The sequence below is a fragment of the Lactobacillus mulieris genome, assembly GCF_007095465.1.
Taxonomy (GTDB): domain Bacteria; phylum Bacillota; class Bacilli; order Lactobacillales; family Lactobacillaceae; genus Lactobacillus; species Lactobacillus mulieris.
The window spans coordinates 30,866-43,086 of record NZ_SDGL01000006.1; the positions used below are offsets into that span (position 1 = coordinate 30,866).

General features: G+C 33.6%; 9 protein-coding genes. 3 read left to right on the forward strand and 6 right to left on the reverse strand.

Annotation, left to right across the window (positions count from 1 at the left end):
• Positions 1–171: 171 nt before the first annotated feature.
• From cas9 to ETI37_RS03645, 4 genes are all read right to left on the reverse strand, one after another.
• Positions 172–4,359, reverse strand: coding sequence for a type II CRISPR RNA-guided endonuclease Cas9 (gene cas9 / locus ETI37_RS03630; RefSeq protein ID WP_006586411.1), 4,188 nt, complete (start codon positions 4,357–4,359; stop codon positions 172–174).
• 121 nt (positions 4,360–4,480) lie between these two features.
• Positions 4,481–5,461: a Gfo/Idh/MocA family protein gene (locus tag ETI37_RS03635; RefSeq protein WP_006586410.1), complete on the reverse strand. Its 981-nt coding sequence runs from the start codon at positions 5,459–5,461 to the stop codon at positions 4,481–4,483.
• 74 nt (positions 5,462–5,535) lie between these two features.
• On the reverse strand, positions 5,536–6,204 hold the full coding sequence (locus ETI37_RS03640) for a type 1 glutamine amidotransferase (protein ID WP_006587695.1): 669 nt from the start codon (positions 6,202–6,204) through the stop codon (positions 5,536–5,538).
• A gap of 140 nt (positions 6,205–6,344) precedes the next feature.
• A complete protein-coding gene (locus tag ETI37_RS03645; protein WP_006586408.1) occupies positions 6,345–6,995 on the reverse strand; it encodes a nitroreductase family protein in 651 nt (216 codons plus the stop codon).
• A gap of 199 nt (positions 6,996–7,194) precedes the next feature.
• On the opposite strand from ETI37_RS03645, the gene ETI37_RS03650 reads away from it, so the two are divergent.
• Complete coding sequence (locus ETI37_RS03650) at positions 7,195–8,022, forward strand: acetoacetate decarboxylase family protein (RefSeq protein WP_006586407.1); 828 nt, start codon at positions 7,195–7,197, stop codon at positions 8,020–8,022.
• A 9-nt stretch (positions 8,023–8,031) separates the two neighbouring features.
• Positions 8,032–8,922, forward strand: a complete 891-nt coding sequence (locus ETI37_RS03655; protein WP_006586406.1) for a 3-hydroxyacyl-CoA dehydrogenase — start codon at positions 8,032–8,034, stop codon at positions 8,920–8,922.
• A 51-nt stretch (positions 8,923–8,973) separates the two neighbouring features.
• On the opposite strand, the gene ETI37_RS03660 is transcribed toward ETI37_RS03655, so the two are convergent.
• Entirely contained in the window at positions 8,974–10,467 is a 1,494-nt protein-coding gene (locus ETI37_RS03660; RefSeq protein WP_006586405.1) for a peptide MFS transporter, read from the reverse strand.
• A 211-nt stretch (positions 10,468–10,678) separates the two neighbouring features.
• Positions 10,679–11,209 (reverse strand): macro domain-containing protein, encoded by a 531-nt coding sequence (locus ETI37_RS03665; protein WP_006587697.1) that lies wholly within the window; start codon positions 11,207–11,209, stop codon positions 10,679–10,681.
• Positions 11,210–11,522: 313 nt separating this feature from the next.
• Between ETI37_RS03665 and ETI37_RS03670 the strand changes: the two genes are divergently transcribed.
• The gene (locus ETI37_RS03670) at positions 11,523–12,140 is read left to right on the forward strand and encodes a DUF4097 family beta strand repeat-containing protein (protein WP_006586403.1); all 618 of its coding nucleotides are present in this window, start codon (positions 11,523–11,525) and stop codon (positions 12,138–12,140) included.
• The last annotated feature ends 81 nt before the right edge of the window (positions 12,141–12,221 follow it).

Consider the following 12,221-nt stretch of genomic DNA (forward strand, 5'->3'; position numbering starts at 1 on the left):
AACAACCTCAACATTTCAATTTACTGATTTAACAACCTTATTTTTAAAATCAAGCAAGGCTTTCGGGCCGAGTTTTCACATGTGTACCGCTTATAGCGGTCTTTTTTTTGCAGTAAATAAAAAAGGATTACACCTATCATTAGTGTAATCCTTTTTCTATACAAAGGTTAATTATAAGTCTTTGACTTTAACACGTCTTTCAAATAAGCCTGTTGGAGATTGATAGATAAGTTGTGCTTCTGGGGAAATACTCGAAGTTATAATTCTTCCAAAATCTGATATATTTAATTCTTTAATTGTTGCCCTCGTTGATTTTGCCTGAAGGCCTTTAAGAATTGCTAATATTGTATCAGCCTTCTTAGAAGCTTCTAATTTTATAAATTTATTTCTACTGTTCCGCAATTTTTCTCTAAAATCTCTGCTATCAAACAATTCAAAATATTTATCAACTATTTCAATAATTTCATCGAATACTTCAAGTAGACATTTATCTGGATTTTGAACCTTATCACCAAATTTATGTTTTCGACAATCAACATCTTCAATATAATCAAGAATATATTTCATATTTTGCTGTGACAACACCAATTGCTTTAAATTCGGTGTATCAACAGTCCCAGTTAGCATAAACTTCTTATTACCATCAAGAACAGCTTGCTTAAATGGCATCTTACCAACTAAAACTCTGAATCCTTCAATTCCACGTTTAGCCTTACCATTCTTATCAAACATTACCATTGGTTCAATAACTTTGCGTAAATCTTCATCATAATTCTTTGAAGCTTTAAGCATGGCAGCAGCTCTCATCGGAATACCAACAACGCGATATTCTGACCCCCTCTTTTTATCTACTTTGACTAATGCAAGGTATGCATCATTATTATTACTATATCCACCATAAATATCAGTTGGTCGATCAAGCTTCTTAGGAATCAAACTTTTGGTTTTAGCCGTAGTACGTTCAATAATTGGGAAAAGCGTTTGTTTAAACATATTATTATTACGGGTGTAAACTGCATGTGATATATTCATATACTTGAAGTTATATGCAGTAGTTAATTTGTCAATAATATCTTTTTTACTAAAGACTTGTTGATTGGTATGGCTAATGCAAATTGCATCATCCTTACCCCAAATCAACTGATAAATAAAGTTGAATTTCTTAATTTTCTTAACTGGATCATCTTCTTGATTTTCAGCTTTGCCAAACTTCTTAAATTGTCCATATACAAAGTATGGTCTAAGTTTTGGATAGACTTGATACAAGTAATTACCAACAATCGTAGTTAAGTATGCGTCAATAGCATGGTGATAATCATTAACTTCACGACTCTTGTATAAGTTAAATTCCTTACGCAAGATAGAATTGTAGCTAGCTTTTACTTCAATAATCTCAGTATCAGGTAACTTAGCCTGCAAAATATTAGCAACTAACTTAATAACTTGACTAGTTTCTACTAATTGCCGGTTTACGAATCCTGAAGCCATATTTCGAGAAATCTTTTCTGGATCTGTAATCAAGTTATTAAATTTACGTTTACTAATAAGTCCAAGTTCAAGCCATTTCTTCCACATTTGACGAATAGTAATTCCCAAACCTGCAGCTATTTTATTTCCAAATAAGAGTACTGGCACATTATCAGATTTACCGTTGTTATAAGCTCTTTGAACAAGTACTCTGTTATCAAAGGAATCATCTTTAATAAATGATTGTGGATAAATATGATCAATATCATAATCTTGCAAGTTATCTAAAGATAATTTTTCACCACTATAGGCATCCCTACCCATTTGCTTAAAGTACAAGAACACCTTGTCCTTAGCCAAAGGCTTATTATCTTTCATATTCTTTAGTTCATTTTTAACCGCATCATCTAAAAACTCATCGCTAATCTTGGCATATATCTGATCAAGTTGAGCCTTACGTGACTTAGTCATTTGTGGATTATCTTGATCTTCACGAGCGAATTCAATAGCAATTTGACTAGGCTTTTTACCATGAGCAGCGGCAATAATATCATCAACTACTCGCATAACTTGACGAATTGCCTTTTTATTCTGTGGAGAAGTATATGCTTCAACCAAGATATCTTTCATATCTTTCGCTTTAGTAAAGGAACTATTAGCTTCTACAATTTTTCTTTTTATAACCGGATTAGCTAAAACTTCAGTTAAAGTTTCAGGTTCATTCCAGAGTCTTTGCAAGATATTAACACCATTTTCATCCGTAATTTGAGTTAATAACTTCTTAGATAATCTCCCCCATCCTGAATAGCGTTTACTACTTACTTGTTTAATTTGTTCAGATGTTAGCCAAGTAATTTCTTTTAGCTTCCGCTTGAAAATCTTACGGTCTTCAAACACAGTTGACCATTCAATCATCTTTTCGAAGTCAGCTTGCTTATTAGGATTATCAATCTCATCACCAAAGATATTACGATAATCAATATAAGTTGAAAAACTATTGTTAAAATTAATTCCATCAGAAAGGCCCTCAATCAAACCTGGAATATTGCCCTCTACTAATAAATAATTCTTTAAGTTATCTAAATTGATGCTTTTTTGCTTCTTAAATAATTTTTCAAAAATATCATGCTTTAGTTCACTTGTTAATTTTTTGCCGTCAATTTTTATTCTATTTAATTCATCTAATATCATAAATTTTTGATAAACTAAACTAGATTTTGGTAAAACATCTTCAGCTAATAAATACGTATCCTTCCTTGTCATTCTCTTGATAAATTGATTAGCTGATTCTGTAGTATCAACCATTTCTTCCAAATTCCAAGGCGTTATTTGACCTTGCTTTTGACGTACCATCCAGGCAAACTTATTTTTATTTTGTTTATCTTTAATACTTTGATTATCAATTAATGGTCCAACATAATAAGGCACCCGGAATGATACAAGTTCACTAATTTCATAAGGAGCATTATTTCTATGACTTTCTACAGGATTAGGTGTAATCAAGAATGGATAATACTTTCCCTGTTTTTCAAGTATTTGCGTCAATTCAACTTGATGCAATTGATATGGAATCACTCCATTTTGATTGGTTCTTTGTTTTGGTAAAAATTCACCTAAATCAAGTCTAGCCTTAATCTTATTAGCTAATTCTGAATCATCTAAATTATCAGAAACAAATTTGCCAAATACTTCGAAGTTGCTTATTACATCGGCAAAATTTTTGTCCCCTACCTTCTTATTTTTAAACAAATTCTTAGCTTCTACTAAATCAGATTTACGATAATTAACATATAAATTATAGGCTGATAGCAGTTTTTTAGCTTTTTTCTGATCACTTAAAGAATCAATATATTCTTTAAATATTTTCAAGTCTTCCTTATGATCATCATATTTCTTAATCATCGATTCAGAAAGACTCATTCCATCTGGAACAATCTCATTTAAAACTATAGTATTATAAATGCTTTGCAGTTCTAATACAAATTCTATTTGTGCATCTGTCAATAAACTAGTCAAATCATCCAAAGATTCATCAATATTAGCATCGCTAAATTTTAATTTATAGTCCTTCACATCAACATCAGTAAGACTAAAGAGTGTATCTAATCTAAACATATAGCCCATAAAAGAGTTAGCAACTTGTTTAGCAATATCTTTATTAAGCTTAGCTTTATCCTTTGAATCAGCTTCTTTAATTAACAAAGTCGCTACTTGTTTAAGCTTGTCTTGCTTATATAAGTTTTTATCTTTAATAATATCTTCAATCTTAGATAAATTATTAGTTGCAAGTTCTGGTGAATATTCAGAATAAATTTCTTTCAACAAATCATTTAATTTATCAACAGGTCCAATCCCATCTTCACCACGCAAAGAAAACTTAGCTGCTTTAAAAGCATTAACTGAATCTTCTCTTAAAAAGTTCCCGCGATATTTAACAATATGGTGAACAGCCATAAATATTTCGCGTAAATCATGTTTTTGATTATCATGCATCAAAGCATTACGTAAGTGGTAAATAGTTGGATATTTTTTATAAAATCTCTTGTCAGCTTTTATACTTTTAAAAACAATTGCATTAAATTGCTTACGACTATCTTTAGGAGAATAGTCTGATTCTTTTAATCTTCTAAAAAAATTAGGATCTATTTTTTCCATTTCTGGATCAAAGATTTCTTCAAGTAAACCTAATCTCCAGTGACGTCTTGCTAATCTTCTTCTAGTAGTTCTAAAAGAACGTCTATCAGCTGCAGCTTGCCCTTCTTTAAAAAGGCGTGCGCCGATAGCAGTCTTCCCCTTTAGCTTCAAAATATTATTTTGTTTATCTGTTACTACGTAACCACATGAGTTTGTCCCGATATCGAGACCAATGATGTAGTCTTTTATTTCTTTCATAAAGACTTCCCTCCATATTTTTCCTATAACTCGTTAATCTTGACATACCTAAATTATCCTATAACTTCAATACAAATAAAAGGACTCAGTTATTCTGAGTCCTTTTTATTATCAATTTAGTCTAATCTCCTAAAAACTTAATTCCAGCCATTTGCCTGAGATTATACAATACTTCCCCAACTTGAGCAGAAAGTACCCAATAGTCAAACAATTTTTCATCAGAATCAGCGAACAAATCCGCAAATTCATTCATTTCTTCATATAGCGGATTATCTGGCACCTTAATCCGACTAGCATGCTTTTTGCCATCTGCATCATAATAATCAACCTTATGCATATTTAAAATCGAATCTATTCCAACAACCTCTTTATCGCCACAGATTTCGGACCCTTGATAAGTTGTTGTATTTTTGGCAATATCAATAGTCACACCAAAGCCATGATAATCTAAAATTGCAATCCCAGATAGATCAATCTCATTTTTATATAAAACTGGAGAATACATGCAAGAATTTGGCATCCCAAACAAAGCAATCGCTACATAGACACCATACACCCCAATATCCATCAAGGCGCCTCCCGCAAATTCGGGTTTAAAGATATTAGCTCGCTTCTGACCAGGAGCCAAAGTATGCATTCTAGAAGAATATTGCCGGACATTCAAATATGCCCCATCAACTTTAGGTAACTTTTCAACCTCATTCATTAATTTTTGAAAAATTTTAGTATGAATATGCCGAGCTGCTTCAATAAAGTGACAATCATGCGTATCTAGTAATTTAGCAATTTCATCATATTGTTTTGGATTAGTAAAAGCAGGCTTTTCAACAATTACATTTTTATCATGTTCAATAGCCATCTTCGCCTGCTTAAAGTGTAGCGAATTAGGGGAAGCTATATAAACTACCTCAAAATCGCCATTTGCAAAAAAGTCTTCCAAATCATCAAAAAATTCATCAATTACTAGTGGCTCACCAAATTCCTTAGCTCGCTCAAGTGAACGCGAATAAACAGACGTAACAGTCCATTTTTTAGTTGCTTGAGCTGCCTCAACTAATTGCTTGCTAATCCAGCTTGTACCAATAATTCCTAATTTCAGCATAGAAAGCGCCTCCTTTTTAGATTATTATACAAAAAAGTTGCTAGCACTACCGCGCTAACAACTCTCAGTTTCTCTTATTTAGTGATGAAATCTAACAGCTTATACATAATCTGCTTATTTTCAGAAGGAACTTGTCTTTGCAGAATTTGCTCTGGACTTTGTTTTAAAGCATTGTTATGTAAAGCATATTCACCATCATTTACTACCATTTCACGCACATTATCTGCTAATGGCTCAAAGTGAAATTGCAAACCAATTACATGACTACCAAACACAAAGCCTTGATTTTTTACTAAATCACTTGAGTAAAGTAAATGCGCACCTCTTGGCACTTCAAACATTTCTTCATGCCAGTGCATAGCTAACATTTTTTCAGGTAAACCCGCAATAACATGATTTTGTAAATACACTGGCGCCCAACCAACTTCTTTATGTGGTGCTTTACCAATCTTGCTTCCCAATACTTTGGCAATCTGTTGTGCACCATAGCAAGCTCCTAACATAGGTGTATCACTAGCTAACAACTTGGTTATTAAAACTCGCTCTTCTTTAATCCAAACTAAATCATCGTTAGGACTCATCGGACCACCCAAAATAACTAACATGTCAGTTTCACTAGCTTCAGGCAATTTTCCAAATTGATATGGATGATAAACATACATTTCATATCCTCTATCACGACACCAGTCAGCAATTGCCCCAGGACCTTCGTTAGGTGTATGTTGTAAGATATTAACTCGCATAATGCGCCTTTCTATTACTACGGCAAAAATTGAATTAGGTCTCGCCTGCAAATACCTAAGATGCATTAATTATAGCACGCTCAATAGTCTATATTTAAATAAAAAGAACAAGATACTATCTTGTTCTTTTATCTACAGATTTATCTAAATTCAAGTACATCCCCAACATCATAACGAGTAGAAACAAGCTCTTTTTGGCTTTCATCTGGCTTACCAATAGCAATAGCCATTACAGGAACATAGCGAACTGGATCAAGTCCCATCGCAAGTGCCATCTTAGTTGCATCATATCCAGCAATCGGATTAGTAGCAAATCCTCTTGCTCTAGCGTCAAGCATGAATTGCATTGCAGCTAAACTTGCGTCAACCATCGCATCAGCTGTGAGCAAAGTTCGATCAGCTTTTTCATATATTGGCAAAAAAGTTCCTAAAATTGTGTCCAAACGTTCCTTAGTAATCTTCTTTTCTTCATACATCCCTTGCCATAAGTCACGATACTTTTTAAAAGCGTCTGTATCGCCAAAAAGAACAACCATTGCCGAACAAGTATCAAGTTGTGGATAATTAAAAGGCATAAAAATTTTACGCAATTTTTCTTTACCTTGATCTGTATCAACCACTACAAAATGCCATGCCTGCAAATTACATGATGAAGGCGCAGTTGTTGCTTCTTTAACTATTTCTGTCAAAACACTTCTGTCAATTTTACAACTTCTATCAAAATGTCTTACAGAGTGACGTTTAAGCATTACATTAGAAAAAACATCATTCTTAAATTCTGTTTCTATCATTTTTATTACCTCTTTGTGAAATATCTTACTTTTAATACAGCCATATCATAGCACTATTTTTATCAAAAAAATCCGCAACTTATACACATAGTAAAATATTGTGTTATAAATAAATAAACCGCTTTCATTTAAAGCAAAAAGTGATTAGATATTCTTGTAAGCAGGAAACATATTTTAACAAAAAGGAGGTATTTATCTTATGACTAGTTATCTTGTTAACAAAGAAGATCTTGTTAACTTTCTTGATAATCCCAATATGAAAAATCAAGATGGTTATATGTTTGCTTATGTCACTTCACCCGAGGTCCTAGCTCGGCTAGTTCCAGCTCCATTAAAGCCGGTAGCTCCCGTTATTGCAGGCTATATTACTCACATGGGTAATCCTACCTTTGCTAAACCTTATGATGAAGCAGTTCTCTATAGTTTAGTATCCTATGGCGGACGAATGGTGGGCGCCTATCCTTTTACCCTATTTTTAAGTGGTGACGGGGCTGAAGAAGCTATGCTTGCTGGTCGTGAAGGTGCCGCTATTCCCAAAAAGTTGGCTGATAAAATCAGCTATACAGAAGCCAACGGTTGTACGCACGTAGTAGTCACAAGACATGGCGTAGATTTAATCAATCTTACCTTTACACCAGGTATTCCAAATAATCCTGATATTGCTAAACAATTAATGGGGAGCCAATCAGCATTAGACACTCCAACTGATACTTATAGCTTTTTCTTTGACTATAAGATTGACCAAGACCATGATGGTCATAACCATTTCATTAATACTCGTTTAATTGCAACCAAAACGACTGGCACTACTCATGCATTTACACCTGGTAATATCACAATGGAATTAGGTACAAGTAGTGATGACCCAGTCAGCGAATTGACCATATTAAAACCAATTGGCGGTGCTCATTACCAAATGACAAGTGGAAAAATGCACGAAACAATCCAACTTACCCAAGTCGATTCTAATGAAATTGCACCATATTTAATTACCGGTCGCTATGATCAAGCTATTTTAGGAAAGTAAGGCGTTATTATGTTTAAAAATATTACTATTGCAGGTGCCGGAACATTAGGAAGTCAAATTGCATTTCAAACTGCTCTTTGTGACTTCAATGTTAGAATTTGGAATCCACACCCAGAAAGAGCTAAGCGGCGGTTGGCTGCACTTCGCCCATTTTATAAAAAAGATATGGGGTTGACTGATGAACAATTTGATAAAGCAATGGCAAATATTCTTTCAATTACCAATGACTGGGAAATTCCATTTAAAGATTGTGATTATTTAATTGAATCCGTCCCAGAAAGTTTAAATGTAAAGGCAGATTTTTATCACAATGTTTGTCCACATTTACCAGAAAAGACCATTATTGCATCAAATTCATCAACCATGGTACCAAGCCAACTTGTTAACTATGTTGATCGCCCTGATAAGTTCTTACATATGCACTTTGCTAACCATATTTGGACAAACAATACCGCTGAAATTGTTGGAACTGATAGGACTAAGCCTGAAGTTATTGAAGATGTAATTGAGTTTGCTAAGGCAATTAAGATGTTACCAATTCATATGAAAAAAGAACAACACGGTTACATTATGAACGCTTTATCTGTACCATTCTTAAATGCTGCTCTTGAATTATGGGCAAATGGTGTCGCAGATCCAATCACAATTAATAAAGATTGGATGAATTCAACTGGCTGTCCATTTGGCCCATTTATGTCAATGGACATGGTTGGTATTCGGACTGTTTATGCAATCTGCGCACAACAAGCTCGCACTCCTGAGGAATTAAAGGTAGCCAAAACAATGAAAGATATGATTGATGCTGGTCATTACGGTATTGAAGCAGGTGAAGGCTTCTACAAATATCCAAATCCTGCTTTTGAAAGAGCCGACTTTTTAACTTCAATTGAAGCTCGTTAAAAAATCTTTTATCCCTCAATAAAAAAACTCACCTTAAAGGTGAGTTTTTTTCTAATCAATTCCTTCCATTAAACTATGAATTCGTTTAACTAAGAACATTAAAATAATCCCAAAGACAATACTTACAACCCCTACAGCTAAGAAATATTGTACTTCTGTTTTTGGTGTATAAAGTTTAACTGTTTGTGCAGTTACAGCTTGTCCTACTGAATCAGCCATATACCAAAGTGACATCATTTGTGACTTAAATGCTTTAGGAGCTAACTTAGTTGTAACTGATAACCCAATTGGGGAATTAAGCATTTCACCAATTTCCACCAAGAACCATGAACCTACAAGCCATAATGGACTTACACGGTGATCTGGTGAAATAAATGCAGGAATAGCCATCCAAACATATGAAAGCCCTGCAAAGATTAAAGCCCCAGAGAACTTACCAGGTGCAGATGGTTGCTTCTTCCAATTATTCCAAAGTGCCACAAACACTGGAGTTAAAATCATGATAAACAAAGGATTTAACACTTGGAAGTTAGCAGCTTCAAAATGCCAAGCGCCTAAATGAAGAATTGTTCTATCTGCAGCAAAAAGTGCCAAAACAGTTGAGCCTGATTCTTCAATTCCCCAGAAAATTGCTGCTGCTATAAATAAAGGAATGTAAGCTAATACACGATGCTTTTCAACCTTAGTAACCTTATCACTTCTAAGCATCATAACAAAGTAAATAACTGGCATCGCAATTGCAATTACTGTAATTAAGTTAATAATGCCATCAATATTCAAGCTACCCATGAAAAACATTATAGCCAAAACAAGAACTAAGGACAAAAGTCCAAGTAATACTTGCTTTATAAGTTTTTGCTTTTCACTTTCATTAAGTGGATCATTTGGCTTAAAGTCCTTTTCATTTAAATACTTCTTACCATCAAACCAGTATTGTACCAAGCCAAAGAACATTCCAATTGCTGCAAGAGAAAATCCAGCATGGAAGTTAGTTTCATCACCAAAAAGATGTAACCCAAAACCACTAGCTGCCCAAGGAACCGCGATAGGAGCAATCACTGCCCCTAAGTTAATACCAAAAACAAATAAACTAAAACCAGCGTCGCGACGGTTGTCATTTTCTTCATATAAATCACCAACCATTGCACTAGAAGCAGGATTAAGTAATCCTGATCCCATAACAATAAAGGCAATAGATAGATATAAAGCAGCTGCTCCAAATGGCATCGACAAGCAAATATGTCCTAACATAATGAGAACTCCACCAATAAAGGTTGTTCTTCTAGGTCCCCATACTCGGTCTGCTAACCAGCCACCGGCAATTGTTGAAATATAAACAAGTGATCCATAAATTGACATGATTGACGCAGCTAAAGTTTGCGACATTCCCAAGCCGCCTTTTTCCAGTGCGTAATACATGTAAAAGATGAGGATTGCTCTCATCCCATAATAACTAAAACGTTCCCACATAACTGTATAAAACAGTGTGGCGAGACCTCTAGGCTGTCCAAAGAAAGACTTATCGAGGTCTTTTTTGTTATCCATATATCTTTATCTCCTTAGATTAATTTATTGTCAGACTAATTAATTATTAATAATAACAATGTGTAAAATTTTAATATATAAATCACTTATTGTCAAATTGGTATAATTCAACTTTACCTTTCATATCATATAGTCATATCTATCATATTTAAATATTGGTATATACGAATTTAAAAACAAATCCAAATGGACTATACCGTCTTCAATTTTATTATTTAGTAGTTCTAACCAACTGAGCATAAGCTTCAAATTCTGACTCTTTATAACAGCATAAAAACACCTTAATAGCAAAATTATGTCTTTTAAGCCATTCAGCTACTGCTTCACTTGCAACACTTGCAGCCTGCTTCACTGGATATTCATATACTCCAGTAGATATTCCAGAAAAAGCCACTGAATTACATTTATATTCCAAGGCTAAGTCTAAACTTTTCTTATAACATGACTGCAATTGCTGCTGAGGATTCTGGCTCAATTTAAAAACAGGTCCTACAGTATGGATAATATATTTACAAGTTTTTAAATCAAAAGAAGGTGTAATTTTAGCTTCACCAGTATCACACCCATTTAATTTCTTACAGGCTTCTAATAAATTAGGCCCAGCTGCTTGATGAATTGCACCATCAACTCCTCCTCCACCTAATAAAGTCTTGTTGGCCGCATTAACAATTGCATCAGCTGGAAAATTTACAACACTCGCCTTTACAACGAAAATATTTTTACTTAATTCGATTTCTTTCATTATTTCATCACCTATTTTAATAATAGCACTAAAAAAGCTACCCATTCGGGTAGCCCATTTATGAAACAAAAGGAAATAATATAGAAAGGAGGTGATAAAAATACAGGAAACTTTCTCCATCCACATATCTACTGTGGACAAATTTATTATACCAAGTAATGATAAAAAGTGCTTAAAAAAGCACTTTACTTTTTAATTTAATTTAAATACAAATTTATTACTTTGAATAAATAAATACTAGCTTACTATTAATTCATGGACTATAATTATGATTATTTAATTAAAATATTAATTTAAGAGAAGAGGGAATACGATGAAATCACTCACTTTATTTTTAGATGATGTTTTTGTAAAAATTATTGAAGATGACACTTTCAGCATTAGTTTTCATAATTGTCAGCCTGAAGATTTTGAAATTACGCCAGGAGAAAATACCACCATTAAACAAATTCATTCCAGTCAGGGATTATTCATAAAGAAGAAATATTTTTCATTATCTTTTAAATCTAAAGACGAGGTGACTTCAATCATTGAATTAAAACTGCCATCTCTTGAACATTTAAACGGCATTTGCGATGTAGGTGGCATCAGTCTTCGCAATTTAACAGTTAATACAATTGATATTCAAGTTGACAGCGGACTAGTTTATCTCAATAATATCCACGCTGAAAAAGTTTCAATAACCTGTGATACTGGAACTGTAAATGCAGATAAGTTAATTGTCTCAGATCATTGTGATATAAACGTTGATTCTGGCACACTGTTCATTAAAAATTCACTAACGAGCCTTTGTGGCTACGATATTAAATGTGAAACCGGAATTTCTAAATTATTCGGTTCTGTTAAAATTCGTGGTGACAAGCGTCTTTTTAAAGCTGGAGTGCCAATGTATCGTCTCAGAAATGATACTGGACTTTGTACAATTGAATAAAAGAAAATAGCCAGAGTAACTCTGGCTATTTCTATAGGGTTTATTTATATATAGGGGTTGGGAAGACCAATTCTTCCACTT